At 74.1% G+C, this 15732-nt stretch carries 18 protein-coding genes and 1 other RNA gene; 4 read left to right on the top strand and 15 right to left on the bottom strand.

Annotated elements, in window-relative coordinates:
• On the top strand, positions 1-441 hold a 441-nt coding region (locus E4P43_RS08805; protein ID WP_135145080.1), incomplete at its 5' end, for an integrase core domain-containing protein.
• Here E4P43_RS08805 and E4P43_RS08800 read toward each other — a convergent pair.
• The 4 genes from E4P43_RS08800 to E4P43_RS08785 are packed head-to-tail and all read right to left on the bottom strand — an operon-like array spanning position 438 to position 2378.
• A complete protein-coding gene (locus tag E4P43_RS08800; RefSeq protein WP_135145079.1) occupies positions 438-821 on the bottom strand; it encodes a thioesterase family protein in 384 nt (127 codons plus the stop codon). The genes E4P43_RS08805 and E4P43_RS08800 overlap by 4 nt on opposite strands.
• Before the next feature lies 1 nt (position 822).
• On the bottom strand, positions 823-1053 hold the full coding sequence (locus E4P43_RS08795) for a hypothetical protein (protein WP_135145078.1): 231 nt from the start codon (positions 1051-1053) through the stop codon (positions 823-825).
• Position 1054: 1 nt separating this feature from the next.
• Entirely contained in the window at positions 1055-1312 is a 258-nt protein-coding gene (locus E4P43_RS08790) for a DUF2795 domain-containing protein (RefSeq protein ID WP_135145077.1), read from the bottom strand.
• Positions 1313-1355: 43 nt separating this feature from the next.
• Positions 1356-2378, bottom strand: a complete 1023-nt coding sequence (locus E4P43_RS08785) for a Vms1/Ankzf1 family peptidyl-tRNA hydrolase (RefSeq protein ID WP_245159021.1) — start codon at positions 2376-2378, stop codon at positions 1356-1358.
• A 261-nt stretch (positions 2379-2639) separates the two neighbouring features.
• Between E4P43_RS08785 and E4P43_RS08780 the strand changes: the two genes are divergently transcribed.
• Positions 2640-2984 carry a hypothetical protein gene (locus E4P43_RS08780; protein ID WP_135145076.1) on the top strand — a complete coding sequence of 115 codons (345 nt, stop codon included), beginning with the start codon at positions 2640-2642 and terminating at the stop codon, positions 2982-2984.
• A 78-nt stretch (positions 2985-3062) separates the two neighbouring features.
• Here E4P43_RS08780 and E4P43_RS08775 read toward each other — a convergent pair whose 3' ends face one another.
• The 10 genes from E4P43_RS08775 to E4P43_RS08730 all read right to left on the bottom strand — a co-directional run bounded on the left by E4P43_RS08775 (position 3063) and on the right by E4P43_RS08730 (position 11521).
• Positions 3063-3692, bottom strand: coding sequence for a hypothetical protein (locus E4P43_RS08775; protein ID WP_135145075.1), 630 nt, complete (start codon positions 3690-3692; stop codon positions 3063-3065).
• A gap of 132 nt (positions 3693-3824) precedes the next feature.
• Entirely contained in the window at positions 3825-4724 is a 900-nt protein-coding gene (locus E4P43_RS08770) for a type II secretion system F family protein (protein WP_245159020.1), read from the bottom strand.
• Positions 4724-5665 (bottom strand): type II secretion system F family protein, encoded by a 942-nt coding sequence (locus tag E4P43_RS08765; protein ID WP_135145074.1) that lies wholly within the window; start codon positions 5663-5665, stop codon positions 4724-4726. The genes E4P43_RS08770 and E4P43_RS08765 overlap by 1 nt, the downstream gene beginning before the upstream one ends.
• A complete protein-coding gene (locus tag E4P43_RS08760; protein ID WP_135145073.1) occupies positions 5665-7071 on the bottom strand; it encodes a CpaF family protein in 1407 nt (468 codons plus the stop codon). Before E4P43_RS08760 ends, E4P43_RS08765 begins: the two co-directional genes overlap by 1 nt.
• The gene (locus tag E4P43_RS08755) at positions 7068-8264 is read right to left on the bottom strand and encodes an AAA family ATPase (protein WP_135145072.1); all 1197 of its coding nucleotides are present in this window, start codon (positions 8262-8264) and stop codon (positions 7068-7070) included. Before E4P43_RS08755 ends, E4P43_RS08760 begins: the two co-directional genes overlap by 4 nt.
• The gene (locus E4P43_RS08750) at positions 8261-9007 is read right to left on the bottom strand and encodes an RcpC/CpaB family pilus assembly protein (protein ID WP_135145071.1); all 747 of its coding nucleotides are present in this window, start codon (positions 9005-9007) and stop codon (positions 8261-8263) included. The genes E4P43_RS08755 and E4P43_RS08750 overlap by 4 nt, the downstream gene beginning before the upstream one ends.
• Positions 9008-9017: 10 nt before the next feature.
• The gene (locus tag E4P43_RS08745; protein ID WP_245159019.1) at positions 9018-9959 is read right to left on the bottom strand and encodes a pilus assembly protein TadG-related protein; all 942 of its coding nucleotides are present in this window, start codon (positions 9957-9959) and stop codon (positions 9018-9020) included.
• A complete protein-coding gene (locus tag E4P43_RS08740; protein ID WP_135145090.1) occupies positions 9956-10345 on the bottom strand; it encodes a TadE/TadG family type IV pilus assembly protein in 390 nt (129 codons plus the stop codon). Before E4P43_RS08740 ends, E4P43_RS08745 begins: the two co-directional genes overlap by 4 nt.
• Before the next feature lie 92 nt (positions 10346-10437).
• On the bottom strand, positions 10438-10683 hold the full coding sequence (locus E4P43_RS08735; protein ID WP_135145069.1) for a Flp family type IVb pilin: 246 nt from the start codon (positions 10681-10683) through the stop codon (positions 10438-10440).
• A gap of 181 nt (positions 10684-10864) precedes the next feature.
• A complete protein-coding gene (locus tag E4P43_RS08730) occupies positions 10865-11521 on the bottom strand; it encodes an A24 family peptidase (RefSeq protein ID WP_135145068.1) in 657 nt (218 codons plus the stop codon).
• 194 nt (positions 11522-11715) lie between these two features.
• Here E4P43_RS08730 and E4P43_RS20475 point away from each other — a divergent pair, with 194 nt between their 5' ends.
• Positions 11716-12909: a flagellin gene (locus tag E4P43_RS20475; protein WP_135145067.1), complete on the top strand. Its 1194-nt coding sequence runs from the start codon at positions 11716-11718 to the stop codon at positions 12907-12909.
• 20 nt (positions 12910-12929) lie between these two features.
• Here E4P43_RS20475 and rnpB read toward each other — a convergent pair.
• Positions 12930-13344: RNase P RNA component class A (rnpB, locus tag E4P43_RS08720), an RNA gene on the bottom strand.
• A 108-nt stretch (positions 13345-13452) separates the two neighbouring features.
• Here rnpB and E4P43_RS08715 point away from each other — a divergent pair.
• The gene (locus tag E4P43_RS08715; protein ID WP_135145066.1) at positions 13453-15729 is read left to right on the top strand and encodes a bifunctional diguanylate cyclase/phosphodiesterase; all 2277 of its coding nucleotides are present in this window, start codon (positions 13453-13455) and stop codon (positions 15727-15729) included.
• Positions 15730-15732 lie beyond the last annotated feature (3 nt).

Here is a 15732-nt window from a genome sequence, read left to right as displayed (position 1 = left end):
GGCTTCATCCACGTCGTCATCGACGACCACTCCCGGCTGGCCTACGCCGAGATCCACGACGACGAGCTGGGCGCCACCGCCACCGCGGTGCTCCGGCGGGCGGTGACCTGGTTCGCCGATCGCGGGGTGACCGCCCGCCGAGTGCTCACCGACAACGGTGGCTGCTACCGCAGCCGCGACTGGGCCGCCGCCTGCGCCGATCTCGGCATCACCCCGAAACGGACCCGGCCCTACCGTCCACAAACGAACGGCAAAGTCGAACGGTTCAACCGCACCATGACCAGCGAGTGGGCATTCGCCCAGATGTTCACCAGCGAGACCGACCGCCGCGCAGCCTTCCCTGCTTGGCTACACAGCTACAACCACCACCGGCCCCACACCGGCATCGGCGGCCACCCACCCATCAGCCGCTTGACCAACGTGCCCGGTCAGTACACCTAGCCCTCCAGGTACGCGCTCCAGTGCGCGCGCTCGTCGTCGGTCATCGCGCGGCTGGCGTTCGCGGCGAAGTCGAAGACGACGAGCACGATGTCGGCGCGGATGGCGACCTCGCCGTCCTGGACCAGCTCCTGCCGGACCGAGAACGACTTGGTGCCCAGGCGGGTGACCCAGCTGCACACCGTCAGGGGCTCGTTGACCCGGTAGTAGAGCTGGCGCAGGTAGTCGGCCTCCAGCCGGGCGAGGATGAGCTCCCCGCCCGGCCGGCCGTCGGTCATCGCCAGCCGGGCGTCCTCCAGCAGGCTGAGCGCCCGCGCGTGGTTGACGTGCCCGAGCATGTCGGGGTCGGACCAGCGGAGCTGGACCCGGTGCTCGTGCCGCACGTCAGGGCAGGTCGGCAGTCTCGGCCGACTGCCGGTGGGCGCCCTGCGCGTCGTCCGGGTCGGCGTTGACCGTCCGCTCCTCGGACTCGGCGAGGATGACCTCGGCCGCGACCTCCTCCATGCCGCTGCCGCGCATCCCCTCCTCCTCCGGCAGGAGCTGCGAGCGCGTCCCGATGTTGCCCTCGGTGACGTTGTCCAGCGCCTCGGGGCTGGGCTTCTTCTGGGTGGTCACGTCAGAACCGCTGCTGCTCGGTGCCCAGGCCGAGGGCCTGCGCGACCTCCTGCACGTTCTCGAACTGCTGGCCGGCGGGGAGGCGCTGCAGGTCGGAGAGGACCCGGTCGGCGGGCGTGCCCTCCTGGGCCTTGGCGATCAGCTGGTCGCGGTCGGCCGGCCACACCTCCTTGCCCAGGGCCTCGGCGAGCGCGGCACGGCGCTCGATGTCGCCCTGGTCGGTGCCGGGGCTGGTGGCGGGCTGGTGCGGGTCGGTCACGTGGTTCTCCTTGTCCGGTGGGTACGGGGTCTGGGTGCCGGCGTCAGCCTGCGTCGGTGGACGCGTCGGTGTAGCGCAGGACCGCGGCGACGGGCACGTCGTCACCGGGCATCGCCGCCTTCGGGACGACGACCACGTCGGCCGCGCCGGCGACGGCGGCGGCCAGCAGCGCGCGGTCGGCGGGGACGATCTCGCCGTGCACGCCGAGGGCGTCCATGTCGTGCTGGTTCACGCCGAGCTCCAGCGGGCCGTTGCCGACCAGCAGCGTGGCGTCGGCGTCCTGCTCGTCGCTCAGGACGAGGGTCTCGACCTGGCCCTTGCGCAGCGCCTCGACGACCCGCTCGACGCCGGTGACCGACAGGCCGTGGGCGCCGGCTGCCTCGACCTTCTCGACGGTCTCGGCGATCTCCCGCGCCTCGTGCTCGGCCACCAGCTCGGCCTCGCGGACGTCGACCGGCTCGCGGTCGGCGCCGGCGGCGCGGCCGCCCTCGTCCATGGAGACGACCAGGTCCGACCACAGGTCGCTGGCGCGGTCGGTGAGGATCTGCCGGGCCCGGATGTCACCGGCCACGAGCACGAAGCGGGGGCCGAGCCGGCGGACCATCGAGGAGATGTGCTGGGCGACGTCCTCGGCGTTGTGGACCCACTTGTTCTCGGCGTTGTGCTGGTACCGGTGGTGGGCCCAGCCGCCGCCCTGGAACTTGCGGATCTGGAAGCTGTCGCCCTCGACCGACTGCTCCTCCTCGACCTGCCCGGGTGCGCCCAGGTAGGTGATGTCGGCGCCGACCCGGTCGGTGAGCACCACGATGTGGGGCACTCGCCCCGGCAGCTGGCGCAGGATCGGGAGGACGTCGGGCTTCGCCGACCACTCGGCGACCTCGCGCAGCGGCGCGGCGGCCAGCGCCTGGTCCAGGACGACCGAGCCGTCCGACGCGACCACCGGCGCGCGGCCCTTCAGCTGCCCGGCCTCGCCGCCGTCGTTGCCCTCGAGCAGGCGGCTGCGGACGGCCTCGAGGACGGGCTCCGGCACCCCCTGCTCGGTCAGCCGCTCCGCGATGGCGCGCACGCGGAGCTCCAGCTCGGTGTCGGCGTTCTCGGTGGTGAGGTGACATCGGCGAGCACCGTGGCGTACGGACCGGGGGCTGCGAAGACCGGCTCCAGGAACGAGAGGTTCATGACCGCCGCCTACCCGGCGACCTCGTCCTCACACCTCGCTCCCGGGAGGCGCGAGCAACCCCGCCGGGGCGGTGTCGGATGCGTTGGGCAGGGGTAGGCCGGTTCGCGACAGGCGGCTCCGCGCCGCTCGCACGAGCAGAGAGGACGAGGGATGAGCGAGCACGACACCCTGCCGCTGCCCGACTACGACCACCTCCCGGTCGAGGGGCTCACCTCCCGCATCCGGACGCTGGACGCCCAGGGCCTGGAGACGGTGCTGGAGTACGAGCGCGCCCACGCCAACCGGCTGCAGGTGGTGACGATCATGGAGAACCGGCTCCAGTCGCTGCGCGAGGGAGCGCAGCCTTCCGGCGGTGACCCGGCCGCCGCGGCCGCCGACGACCCGGTCGCGGCCTCCACCGGCTCCAAGGTCTCCGAGGCGACGACGGGGCCGGCGATGAACCCGCCGTCGCAGGGGGACCCGACCAACCCGGCGCAGCCCCGCTCCACCGGCTGATCGACTCCGGCGCGGACGAACCATGCGAACTCGTGGGGATCGGCGACCGATCACCACGAGTTCGCATGGCCGGGCGGCTCAGCCCTCCCCGGTGCCACCCGCGCCGATGTCGACCCCGAACGTGCGGGTGATGACGCCGGTACCCGTGCTCGGCTCGCCGTCCACGGTCAGCACGAGGTCCGCGGGCCGCTCGGCGGTGACGCGCACGCCCTTGCAGTCCGGCCCGCCCTCACCGCACTCGCCGTGGTCGGTCCCGCGCGAGGTCCGCCCGGTCCCGGTGAAGACGACGTCGACGGTGACCTCGCGCTGGGTGCTCGTGTACCCGCCCGGCCCCCAGCTGGAGCTGCCGAGGGTGACCTGCACGTCCTCGGCGACGGCCCGGCCGAGGTTGCGGTCGAAGGTCACGTCGTCGGCGTCCAGCTGGGCGTAGCCCGACGAGGACGAGGTGCAGCCCGACGGCGTGCACTGGGACGGCAGGTACAGCGAGAGCTGGCTGTACCACTCCCCCTTCGCGTAGCGGGACTGGCCCAGGGACACCTGCGCCGACCGCCCGTCCGGGAGGGCGACGTCCCCGTACGCGTAGTAGCTGAGCGACTGGGTGGCCTGGCGGGTGGACGAGCCGCCGTCCTCCTGGGGCGCGGCGGCCGCGACCGAGGGGACGAGGGCGAGGGCGGCGGCGATGCCGACCGGGAGGACGCGACGCAGCATGGGGGCTCCTGAGGAGTTCCGGTCCTCGCCGGTCGGCGAGGTCGCGCGACGCTAGCGGCCGGCCGTGGTCCCGCGCGGGACCTGCGCGACGGCCGGGACCCGTGGGACCAGGAGGGACGACTCGTCGCCCGCTCAGCCGCTGAACGCCGCGATGATGTCCATGACCGCCGGGCCCAGCAGCACGATGAACAGGGTCGGCAGGATGCACAGGATCAGCGGGAAGATCACCTTCACCGGGATCTGCATGGCCTTCTCCTCGGCCCGCTGGCGCCGCTTGAGCCGCATCACCTGCGCCTGCGTCCGCAGCACGTCGGCGATCGAGACGCCGTACGCGTCGGCCTGCACGATCGCGGCGATGAAGCGCCGCAGGTCCGGCACCCCGGTCCGCTCCGCCAGCGCGAGGTACGCGTCGCGGCGGGGCTGCCCCACGGCGATGTCCTGCAGCGTCCGCACCAGCTCCTCGGCCAGCGGGCCCTTGCCGTTCCTCCCCGCCCGCGCCATGGCCGACTCGAAGCCGAGGCCGGCCTCCACGGCGATGGTCATCTGGTCCAGGGTGTCGGCGAGCTCGAGCCCGATGGCCTCCTGGCGCTCTTGCCCGCGCGAGTAGAGCAGCAGCTCCGGCACGAAGTACGCCACCACCGTCACCGCGGCGGCGAGCAGCACCGCCGGCCCGCCCGGGTTCGCGCCGACCACCAGGGCGGACAGCCCGCCCGCGACGACGACGAGCACGAGCTTCGCGGCCACCAGCCGGGGCACCGGCCAGGCGGCCGGGCGGCCGGCCGTGCTCGCGAGCCGGTCGAGCCGGTCGACGGTCCCGCGCGGGGTCAGCCCGTCGGCCAGCCGGCGGAGCAGCCCCGGGCCCGCGGGACCGGCGGTCTCCCCCGGACCGGACAGGTCGATCCCGCGCAGCAGGTTGTCGCGGGCCCGGGCGGTGGCCGAGGCGGGGCGGGCCAGCAGCGCCCACCCGAGCAGGGGCAGGGCGGCGGCCGCGGCCACGACGGCGGCGACGACGGTGAGCGGCATCGAGGGCATCAGAACGTGATCGCCACGGTCTTCTTGAGCCAGAACCCGCCGACGGCGAGCATCACCGCCGCCGTCCCCAGCATCGCGTAGCCCATCAGGCTCTCGGTGAAGCCGGCCACGTACCCGGGGTTGCTCATCCAGATGAAGCCGAAGACGCCGAAGGGCAGCGCCATGAGGACGACCGCGGACAGCTTGCCCTCGGCCGACAGCGCCTTGACCTGGCCGCGGATGGCGGCCCGCTCGCGGATGGTGTCCCCCACGGCGTCGAGGACCTCCGCCAGGTTGCCGCCCACCTCGCGGTGGATGGTGATCGCCTGGGCGACCCAGGTGAAGTCGTCGCTGCCCATGCGCTGGGCGACCTCGTCCAGCGCATCGCCCAGGTCCCGGCCCACCCGGGTCTCGTTGATGATGCGGGCGAACTCCTCCGAGGTCGGGGCGGAGGCGTCGGTGGAGACCGCGTCCACGGCCCGCAGCAGGCTGTGCCCGGCCCGCAGGCTGCTGGACATGAGCTGCAGCGAGTCGCCGAGCTGGTCGGCGAACGCGGCCCGGCGGCGCCCCCTGCGGAAGGAGACCAGCACGCGCGCGCCGAGAGGGACCAGGAGCACCGCGACGACGCCGAGCAGCGGACCGCCCGCGAGCGCGCCGACCGTGCCGGCGCCGACCGCGACCAGGCCGGTGGCCAGGACGAAGTCCGGCAGGCTGGTCCGCATGCCGGCGCTCTCCAGCGCCGCGGCGCCCGCGGCCAGGCGGCCCCGCTTGAGCAGGACCTTCTCCACGGCGGCACCGGCCGCCGCACCTGCGCCGGCGAGCGCGGAGGTCGGCGGCGCCGTCGTCGGGTCGAGCCGGCTCAGCGGCACCTTGCCCGGTCCGCCCGGCAGCACGACGAGCGCGAGCAGCAGCAGCGCGGCGGCGACCGCGGCCAGGCCGAGGACCAGCAGCGCGGGTGACATCAGTTCCAGCCCCGGGTCGCCGCGGCCCCGGCCGCGCCGAAGACGCGCGGCGAGAGCGTGATGCCGAGCTCGTCGAACCGGTCGGTGAAGCGGGGGCGCACGCCGGTGGGGACCGGCTTGCCGAGGAAGCGGCCGGAGGGGTCGACGCCGGCGGCGTAGTCGAACAGGAAGGCGTCCTGGAGGGTGACGGTCTCGCCCTCCATGCCCTGGACCTCGGTGACGTGGGTGACCCGGCGGGTGCCGTCCCGCAGGCGGGTCAGCTGCACGACGACGTCGACGGCGGAGGCGATCTGCTCGCGGATGGCCCGCAGCGGCAGGTCCATGCCGGCCATGAGCACGAGCGTCTCCAGGCGGGCGATGGCGTCACGCGGGGAGTTGGCGTGCACGGTGGAGAGCGACCCGTCGTGACCGGTGTTCATCGCCTGGAGCATGTCCAGCGACTCGCCCCCACGGCACTCGCCGACCACGATCCGGTCGGGCCGCATGCGCAGCGAGTTGCGCACCAGGTCGCGGATGCTGACCGCGCCCTTCCCCTCGATGTTGGGGGGCCGGGACTCCAGCCGGACCACGTGCTCCTGCTGCAGCTGCAGCTCGACGGCGTCCTCGATGGTGACGATCCGCTCGCCCTCCGGGATGAAGGAGGAGAGCACGTTGAGCAGCGTCGTCTTACCGGTGCCCGTACCGCCGGAGACGATGATGTTCAGCCGGGCGTCGACGCAGGCGTGCAGCAGCTCGGCCATCTCCGGCGACAGCGTGCCGAAGCCGATCAGGTCGGTGACGGTGAACGGGTCCTTCGAGAACTTGCGGATGGTCAGCGTGGACCCGCTGAAGGCCAGCGGCGGGATGATCGCGTTCACGCGCGAGCCGTCGGCGAGGCGGGCGTCGACCAGCGGCGAGGACTCGTCGATCCGCCGTCCCACGCGGGACACGATCCGGTCGATGACCCGGCGCAGGTGCTCCTCGGAGGTGAAGAAGGCGCTGGTCCGGACGAGCTTGCCGTTCTGCTCGACGTAGATGTTCTCCGGGCCGTTGACCATGATCTCGCTGACCGAGTCGTCGTCCAGCAGCCGCTGCAGCGGGCCGAAGCCCAGCACGTCGTCGGCCAGGTCGGCGGTGAGCCGCTGCCGCTCCTCGGTGCTGAGGGGGACGTTCTCCTCCTCGACCACCGCGTCGAGCTCCCCGAGCACGATCGCCCGCAGGGCCTCCTCGCCGAGCGAGGTGTCGTTCATCCGGGCGCCCATGCGCTCGAACAGCGCCTTGCCGACCCGGTCCTTGAGACGGGCCAGCGCGTCGGTCGGCGGCACGGGCGCGGGCACGGCCGGGCGGGAGGTCCGGGCGGTGGGCAGGGCGAGGTCCTCGACGGACTGCCTGCCGCGGGCGGCCTCGAGGCGGTCGGCGAGGTTCATCGCGCCGCCGCCCGGTGCTTGGCCCGGTAGCGGCCCGCGGCCTTGAGCGGGGTGGCCTGGAACCGGGTGACCAGGCGGGTGAGCTCCTTGACCATCGGGTCGCGACGGCTCCCCGTGGCGATGAGCGGCACGCCCTGGTTGGTCGAGGCCGGCACCTTGTCCGACCGCGGCAGGACGACGTCGACGCCGGTGCCGATCGTCGTCTCGACGTCGCGCACCGACAGGCCGCCCCTGGGGTCGGCGAAGTTCATGACGACGTGCCGGCCCGCCGGGATCATGCACAGCTCGCGCAGCACGTCGAGCTCCTTGCGCAGCCCGCGCACGCCCGGCACGTCCATGCTGGTCAGCATCACGACGTCGGTGGCGCGGTCGAGGGCGGCGAGCGTCTGCTCGGACAGCCCCGGAGCGGTGTCGACGACCACGTAGCGGAACTCGCGGGCGAGAGCGGCCAGCAGGCGGGTGACGTCCTCGCCCCGGACGGTGTCGCCGGCCGCAGGCGACTCGGCGCCGCAGACGGTGAACAGCCCGCTGGGGTGCTGGGTCAGGAAGGTCTTGAGCACCATCGTGTCCTCGGCGGCGGGGCTGCGGACGACGTCGGGCAGCGTGTACTCGGGGGTCAGGCCGAGCGCGGACGCGACGTCGCCGAACTGGACGTCGAGGTCCACCAGGACGGTGGACTGGGGGGCGGCCGCGGTGAGCCCGAGGGCCAGGTTGGTGGAGACGGTGGTCTTGCCGACGCCCCCCTTGGGCGAGGCGATGGTGATGACGCGGCCGGTGTAGCGCGACGTCTCCTCCACGGGGCGGAGCACGCGGCGGCGGCCGCTCGCGGTGGAGCCGGCGCGGTCGACCGACGCCCGGAGGTCGGTGACGTCGGCGTCGGGCGACACCAGGTCGCGGATGCCGGCGCGCATGGCCGCCTGCCACAGCTGCGGCGTCGGCTCGGCGACCAGCACGACGCTGATCCCCGGACTCTGCACGTCCAGCCGGGAGGCGAGGCCGAGGGCCTCGTCGACGGTGGCCAGCGGGCCGATCACGAGCACCTCGGGCAGCTCGCCGTCGAGGAGCTGCTCGAACAGCCGGGACGGCTCCCCGGGCAGGCGCCCGGGGGGCAGGACCGACAGGTCGCCGTCGGTGGCCTGCTTGACCCGCAGGACGAGGTCCTCGTCGGCGGCGGCGAGCACGACGCGGCTCATGAGAAGACCTTCCCGTAGATGGTGTCCGGGGTGATGACCTCGGTGCCGGAGACGTCCGCCCCGGCCGGCTCGAGCGAGAGCCAGACGGTCCCGTGCTCCATGCCGAACACCACGGCCTCGGCCTGGGCGGCACTGACCGCGAGCGTGATCATCAGGCTGCCCGTCGGCGCCGGGCCGGCGCCGGAGGACGCCGTCTGGGTGCCGTCCTCGGCCGGGACGGCGACGGGCGCGCCCTGCACCTGGGTGACCAGCACCTGGTGCAGCACCGAGTGCGTGGCCGGCGGCTCGGTGCCCAGCGACACGAAGACGCCGACGGTGTCACCGGCGGCGAGGCGCCCGCCGACAGCCCGCTGCGGGTCCAGGAGCACCGAGACCTCCTGCAGGCCGGCGGGGGCCTCCACGATGCCCGGCGCGGTGACATCCTCGGGCGCGGCGAAGCGGCTGGCCAGCAGCTGCTCCCCCGGCTGGAGGTCGACCGTGGCCACCTGGCCGGCGATCTCGTCCAGCGCGGTGACGCGGCCGGGCACGGCGGCCTTCGCCGGCACCGGCTCGAGGGTCAGGAACTCGGCGAGCTCCTCCCCCGGCGTGCCGGCCGGGACCGGCTCGGCGACGACGAGCACCTCGACGGTGCGCGCGCCGGCCAGCGCGCGGGCGTCGGCGCCGCGCACGTAGGCCAGCAGGACCACTGCTCCGACGAGGAGCAGGACGAGTGCCGCGACGGCGGCGAGGATGCGACGTCTCACTGTCGGCCCCCTATCGGATCAGTCGGAGGACGGACGCGCCGAGGCTGGGCGCGTCAGGGCTGTAGTCCCAGGCGTCGGAGAGCTCGACGAACCGGGTGAAGTAGCCGCTCAGGCAGCGGTCGGAGCCCTTGCAGGGCGGGTTCCACGAGTACTGGCCCCCGAAGAAGTAGCCGCTGATCCTGAACGCGGCGTAGCCGTAGACGTGGTACTCGCCCCCGGAGCCGGTGCCGCGCACGGCGTCGTAGAGCGGGAGGAGCACCGTCTGGTTGCGCATCGCCGTGAGGTCGGCGACCTCGCAGCCCTTGGACGGGTTGTTGCCGGTCTCGGCGAGGAACCAGCCGTCGATGCGGCTGGTGGCGTGGCAGGTCCCGGGGTCGGCGGTGAGCCAGCCGAAGCTGCCGGGGATGGGGTTCCCGGACTTCGGCGAGTCGCACGGGGTCTCGGTCTTCTTCGGCAGGCCGACGTACTGCTCGGTCGTCACCGAGGGGCCACCGACCTGGTGGGTGAACTCGCAGTAGGAGAAGATCAGCGGCAGCAGCGCCGTACCGCCGCTGGGCGAGCCCCAGCCGACGGTCGCGGTGGCCGAGACGCCGGTGGCGTCGTGCCCGATGACCGGCGCGAACCAGTGCTCCTTGGGCGTGCTGCCGGTGACCGTGACGCTCAGCGGGTTCGTGCTGAGCACCGGCTGGCCGGCCGTGCCCTCGGGGTCGTTGGCGTCCAGCAGCGCGCGGGCCGTGGCGAGCATGTCGCCGCAGTTGCCCCGCGCGCAGTCCTGCGCGACCGCGAGGGCGGCGGCGTCGGCGCCCACCTGGAGGCGGGCGCGCTCGGCGTACAGCGCGCCGACGTCGACGGCGATCGCGGCGAAGCCGAGCAGCGGGACGAGGAGGAGGGCGACGACGGCGGCCGAGGCGCCCTCCTCGCGAGCGAGCCGCCGGCGCAGCCGGGTGGTCATCCGTTGCATCGCATGACCCCCCTTCCGGTCAGCTCCAGGCCCGTCCCGAAGAAGTCGGTCAGGAAGGGCATCTCGTAGGTGATGGTCAGCTCGACGCTGCTGCCGACGGGCCGGCCGGCGCAGGTCTGCGGGATGGCGATCTGCAGGTCGGTGATCGCGGGGTCCAACGTGCCGGCGGCGTTGCGCACCGCGGCGCGGGCGGCTGCCCTGTCGTCCTGCAGGGCCATGGTCCGGACGCCCTCGCGGGCAGCGGCGGAGATGGTGCCCTGCACCTGGAAGGCGCGGCCGAACTCGGCGATGCCGAGAACCAGGAGGAGCAGCAGCGGGACGACGAAGGCGAACTCCACCGCGCTCGCGCCGCGCTCGTCACGCAGCCGGGACCACATCCCCGTCACCACCTCCCTCCTCGTGCAGCGGCGCAGCGGCCCCCGGGCGGGGGCCGCTGCGCCGTCACAGCCGCGACCGGATCAGGTGTGGGTCAGCCGCCGGTGGTGCCGGTGCCGGCGCCGGCGCCCCCGACGGGGACCTCGCCCAGCTCGGTGCCGATGCCGTCGAAGAGGCCGGCGAGCTCGTCGCCGAGGGTGGTGACGGCGAAGATGATGGCGACGGCGATCAGCCCGACCATGAGGCCGTACTCGACGGCGGTCGCGCCCTTCTCCTCGTTGCGCAGACGGTCCTGCGCGAAGGCGACGAAGGTGGTCAGGGCGGTGAAGGGGTTCAGCATGCGGGGTTGCTCCCTGAGGTGTCGGCCGTCCGGTACGGGTCGGGTGACCCGGCCTTGCGGCTGTTGGGGGAGTTGTCGTGCGCCGCGGTTCGCCGCTTGAGCGTTCTTCACCCGGTCCACGGACACAGGCCCACCGTTGGCAGTACGCGACGTAGCGTCTGGTGACGCTGCGTAGCCGGATTTAGGTGGGGAGCGTGGCTGCCCAGCCGATCACGGCGGCCGCCCCGAGCAGCATCGCCGGGCCGAAGGGCAGCTCCCCGCGCAGGGTGATGCGGCGGGCGGCGAGCAGCCCGAGGGCCAGGACGGCCTGCACCACGAAGCCGGCGAAGGCACCGAGCAGCACCGCGGCCCAGCCCAGCCAGCCCAGGGCGAGGCCGAGCAGGGCGGCCAGCTTCACGTCACCCATCCCCATCGCGCCGGGCGACACCAGCGCCATCGCCAGGTAGACGGCGAACAGCACCACCGCGCCGAGGGCCGAGCGCAGCAGCTGGTCCCACGAGCCCTCGACCGCGGCCGCCAGGAGGAGCAGCGCGGCCGCGGCGGCGAGGCTCGGCAGGACCACCCGGTCGGGCAGCAGCCTGTGCCGCAGGTCGACGACCGCCAGCAGGACACCGGCCCCCGCGACCACGAGGAACGCCGGGAGCTCCCAGACGGAGCCGAAGCGGAGCGCCGTCGCCCCGAAGAGCAGCGCCGTCGCCAGCTCGAGCAGCGGGCGGCGGACCGCCGGACCGGACCGCTGCCCGGTCCCGTCCCACGGGAAGGAGCCGGCGGCCCGGTTGGCCGCCGCGCCCACGCCCAGCCCCAGGACCGCCGCCGCGGCGACCAGCGCGCCGGTCACGGCAGCGGCAGGGGTCCGGTGGTCACCCCGCCACCCTCGCACAGCCGGGTCCCCGCCCCCGGGAGCCGGACGCGTCGTCGACGCCGGACGGATCGGCCTCGCTTTCGAGTGGAGGACGGGCGCCCGGCGGCCGTTGACCACCACGAGACCTGTCGCACGGACGCGACGGGCTGCGGGGACCCACGGAGGCGGAGTTGACGTTGCGCGTCGTCAGCAACGTCGCGGCGATCAACGCGCACCGCTCCCTCCTCCGCAACGACGGCGCTGGGACGCTCGCGCTCGAGCGGCTCTCCTCCGGGATCCGCATCAACCGTGCGGCCGACGACGCGGCGGGGCTCGGCATCTCCGAGGGCCTGCGCTCCCAGGTCGGGGGGCTGGACCAGGCGCTGCGCAACACCCAGGACGGCATCAACCTGATCCGCACCGCGGAGGGTGCGCTGACCGAGACGACGGCGCTGCTCCAGCGCATGCGCGACCTCGTGGTCCAGGGGGTCAACGACGGCGCCATGGGCCCGACGGCCAAGGACGCCGTCCAGGTCGAGCTCGAGGAGGTCAAGGAGGCGCTGGACCGCATCGCGGCGACGACGTCCTTCAACGGCATCAAGCTGCTCGACGGCCACTACCGCGGCACCCTCCAGGTCGGCGCCCGGGCCGACGAGACGCTCACCGTCGCCATCGGCGGGCCGGGCGACGGGATGAGCGCCGAGGAGCTCGGCGTCGCGCACATCGCGGTGTCCGCCAACTCCGAGCGCCTGCCCCCTCCCCCGCCGACCGTGACGCGCGCGGTGTCCGACGAGGAGGGCACGGCGACGTCGTCGCGCATGTCGTTCTCCGGCGACTTCATCACGCCCGGCGTGCTCGAGGACTCCTACGCCCGGCTCACCGGGACGATCTCCTACAACGGACGGGTCTTCGACCTCGACAGCGTCGACTACACCGGCGACGTGACCGCCCAGGACTACATCGACACCATCAACCAGGCGGCGCGCGCGGCGCTGGGCACGACCGGCATGCCGGTCGTCGCGACCTCCGGCCAGCTGCTGCTCACCGGCGCCAACCCCGGTGCGGGCTCGACCGTCGCCGACGCCACGCGGCTCAGCCTGCGCTACTCCCTCGGCCACGGGCTGGGCGCCATCGACCTCGCCATCCGCCACGTCTCCACGGTCCGGGCCGGGCTGGGAGCGAGCGAGAACCGGCTCGCGCACACTGCGGCGTCGCTGGCGGTGGCCGCGGAGAACTCGTCGGCGTCGCTGTCCCGCATCCGCGACACCGACATGGCCGAGGAGATGGTCCGCTTCACCCGCAGCCAGGTCCTCTCCCAGGCCGCGACCGCCATGCTCGCCCAGGCCAACCAGTCGCCCCAGGGCATCCTGCGGCTGCTGAACTGAGCCGCGGCTGAGGAGGACGACGGACGAGTCGGCCTGTACGCCGGGTTCTGTCCACGGGCGCCTTGCGGCCTCCCGATGGGCGGTCATCCATCTAGGCCTGCCGTTGCCGGCAGGCTCGAGCGATCTACCCGCAGGCTCGGGCGGGCCGCCCTCGAACGCCTGCGCAGGACGACGGCGAACCGTCGTCCCTTCTTGATCTAGCTCCGGGTGGGGTTTACCGAGCCACACCGGTCACCCGGTGCGCGGTGGTCTCTTACACCACCGTTTCACCCTTACCGGCCGCCCTGCCGAAGCAGCACCGCCGGCGGTCTGTTCTCTGTGGCACTGTCCCGCGGGTCACCCCGGGTCGCCGTTAACGACCACCCTGCCCTGTGGAGCCCGGACGTTCCTCGGCGGCGAGGTCTCCCCCGCCGACGCGACCGCCCAGCCGACTCGTCCGTCGTGCCGGGCAGTCTATGCCGAGACCAGCCAGGGCCTGCCCCCTTGGGGGGAGGCCGGCACACCCGGGTTCACCCGTACCCGGCCGGAGCCGATGAACACCCCATGCAGGCTGCCCTGCGCGCCCGGCTGCTGCCCGGCGCGCCCGTGCTCACGACGGCGCTCGTCGTCGTGGCGGGCGTGGCGGGCCTGTTCGTGGGCACCGGCCGGCTGGAGGCGACCTCCCCGTCCGGCACCGGGCCGCTGCGGGTGCTGCTCACCCTGGTGCTGCACGGCTCCCTGCTGGCGCTCCTCGTGTGGCGCGCCCGCGCGGTCGTGCACGAGCGCCCCGTCTGGCTGCGGATCGCCGCCGGCGCCGTGCTGGTCGCCGGGTCGACGCTGCTCGGCCCCCTGCTGGGCCTGGTCCCGGCGGCCCAGCCCTTCGCGACGGCGGCGAACCTGTGGGCGCCGGTCCTCGCCTTCCCGCCGGTCTACGGCGGGCTGGTCCGCTGGAACCGCTTCAGCAGCAACCTGGCCGACCCCAACGACACCCTCAACGGCGCCTCCGCCGTGCTCGCGGTGGTCGCCGTCATCCAGCTCGTCACGCAGGTCGGCGGCGGGCCGCTTGCCTCCGCCCCCGCGGCGACGGCGCTGGCGGTCGGCGCCCACTTCGCCGTGTCGTTCGTCATCCTGGGCACGGTCGCCACGCTGCCGTTCCTGGGCGACATGGGCCGCGACCCCCGCACGTGGCTGGTCCTCGCCTCGTTCGGCGCCACCCTGGCCGGCAGCACCGCGGTGCTGCTCGCCGGCGGGAGCCCGGACACCTGGGCCTGGGTGACCGAGCCGGTCGCGGTGGTCTGCCTGGCGCTGGCCGCCGTGCTCCGCCCGGGGCGCTCCGAGCCCCAGCCCGCCGACCCGACGGCGTCCACGATCGGCGCCTTCGTCGTCATCGTCGCCTCCACCGGCGTGCTCCTGGTCGCCTCCGAGGCCGGCGTGACCGGGGCGACCGCCTGGTGCGCGGCGCTGGCGGCCACCGGCTCCGGCGTCCGGCTGCTGGTCAACGTCCGCGAGCTGGCGGTCCTGGCCATCACGCGGCGCGAGGCCCACACCGACGAGCTGACCGGGCTGGCCAACCGTCGCGCCCTGCTCCGCCGGGTGGAGGAGCTGGGCCGCACGGGGACGCCGCTGGCCCTGGCCCTGCTCGACCTGGACAAGTTCAAGGAGGTCAACGACGCGCTCGGGCACGCCGCCGGCGACGACCTCCTGCGCAAGGTGGCCGCCCGGCTGGAGACCGTGCTGCGCCCGGGCGACGTCCTCGCCCGGCTGGGCGGCGACGAGTTCGCCGTCCTCGCCCCCATGGACGCCGACGCCCCGCTGGCCGACGCCGCGCTGAGCCTCGGCCGCCGGCTCCACCAGCGGCTGGCCGAGCCCTTCCCGATCGAGGGCATGGTCATCCACTCCTCGGCCAGCGTCGGGCTGACCGTGTCTGGCGGCGGCGAGGACGACGTGTCGCCGGCGGAGCTGCTGCGCGAGGCCGACGTCGCCATGTACGACGCCAAGCGCACCGCCTCCGGTGCGGCCCTCTACGACAGCTCCCGGCACGCCGGAAGCAGCGGCAACCTCGCCCTCGTCGAGGACCTGCGCGCGGCGCTCGCCGGGGACCAGCTCGTCCTGCACCACCAGCCGCAGCTGGACGTCGCCACCGGCCGCTCGGTCGGCGTCGAGGCGCTGGTCCGCTGGCAGCACCCGGTCCGGGGGCTGCTCGGCCCGGGCGAGTTCCTGCCGCTGGCCGAGGTCCACGGCCTCATGGGCCAGCTGACCGAGGTCGTCCTCGGCCGCGCCGTCGCCCAGGCGGCGGACTGGCACCGGCGGGGCCTGGACCTGCGGATGTCGGTCAACCTCTCGGCGAGCAACCTGCTCGACATCACGCTGCCCGGCCGCGTCGCCGCGCTGCTGGCCGAGCACGGCCTGCCCGCCGGCCACCTGATCCTCGAGGTGACCGAGAGCGTGCTGCTCACCGACCCCGACCGCAGCATCGCCGTCGTCCGGAGCCTGGCCGACCTCGGCGCCTGCGTCAGCATCGACGACTTCGGCACCGGCTACTCGTCGCTGGCCTACCTGCGCGACCTGCCGGTGGGCGAGCTCAAGCTCGACCGCTCCTTCACCGCGGACCTGCTCACCGACGAGCGCACGGCGGCGATCGTGGCCAGCACCGTCGAGCTGGCCCACCGGCTGGGGCTGCGGGTGGTCGCCGAGGGCGTGGAGACGCCCGGGACCTTCACCCACCTGCGCTCGCTGGACTGCGACCTCAGCCAGGGCTACCTGCACTCCCGGCCGCTCCCGGCCGACCAGCTCGAGGAGTGGCTGGCCGCCTTCCCGGCCGAGGTGCCCCAGCTCCGGTGACCG

Origin of the sequence: Blastococcus sp. TF02A-35 (genome assembly GCF_004571075.1) — a bacterium.
Classification (GTDB): domain Bacteria; phylum Actinomycetota; class Actinomycetes; order Mycobacteriales; family Geodermatophilaceae; genus Blastococcus.
The sequence above is the reverse complement of the archived record's forward strand: the minus strand, read 5'-3'. Positions and strand labels throughout refer to the sequence as shown.

What these genes read in the sequence shown, in the direction of transcription:
- E4P43_RS08740 (WP_135145090.1), bottom strand. Translation starts at nt 10,345, where the DNA reads ATGTGGTCCCGGCTGCGTGACGAGCGCGGCGCGAGCGCGGTGGAGTTC.
- E4P43_RS08715 (WP_135145066.1), top strand. Translation starts at nt 13,453, where the DNA reads ATGCAGGCTGCCCTGCGCGCCCGGCTGCTGCCCGGCGCGCCCGTGCTC.
- E4P43_RS08765 (WP_135145074.1), bottom strand. Translation starts at nt 5,665, where the DNA reads ATGTCACCCGCGCTGCTGGTCCTCGGCCTGGCCGCGGTCGCCGCCGCG.
- E4P43_RS08780 (WP_135145076.1), top strand. Translation starts at nt 2,640, where the DNA reads ATGAGCGAGCACGACACCCTGCCGCTGCCCGACTACGACCACCTCCCG.
- E4P43_RS08735 (WP_135145069.1), bottom strand. Translation starts at nt 10,683, where the DNA reads ATGCTGAACCCCTTCACCGCCCTGACCACCTTCGTCGCCTTCGCGCAG.
- E4P43_RS08770 (WP_245159020.1), bottom strand. Translation starts at nt 4,724, where the DNA reads ATGCCCTCGATGCCGCTCACCGTCGTCGCCGCCGTCGTGGCCGCGGCC.
- E4P43_RS08745 (WP_245159019.1), bottom strand. Translation starts at nt 9,959, where the DNA reads ATGACCACCCGGCTGCGCCGGCGGCTCGCTCGCGAGGAGGGCGCCTCG.
- E4P43_RS08760 (WP_135145073.1), bottom strand. Translation starts at nt 7,071, where the DNA reads ATGAACCTCGCCGACCGCCTCGAGGCCGCCCGCGGCAGGCAGTCCGTC.
- E4P43_RS08775 (WP_135145075.1), bottom strand. Translation starts at nt 3,692, where the DNA reads ATGCTGCGTCGCGTCCTCCCGGTCGGCATCGCCGCCGCCCTCGCCCTC.
- E4P43_RS08755 (WP_135145072.1), bottom strand. Translation starts at nt 8,264, where the DNA reads ATGAGCCGCGTCGTGCTCGCCGCCGCCGACGAGGACCTCGTCCTGCGG.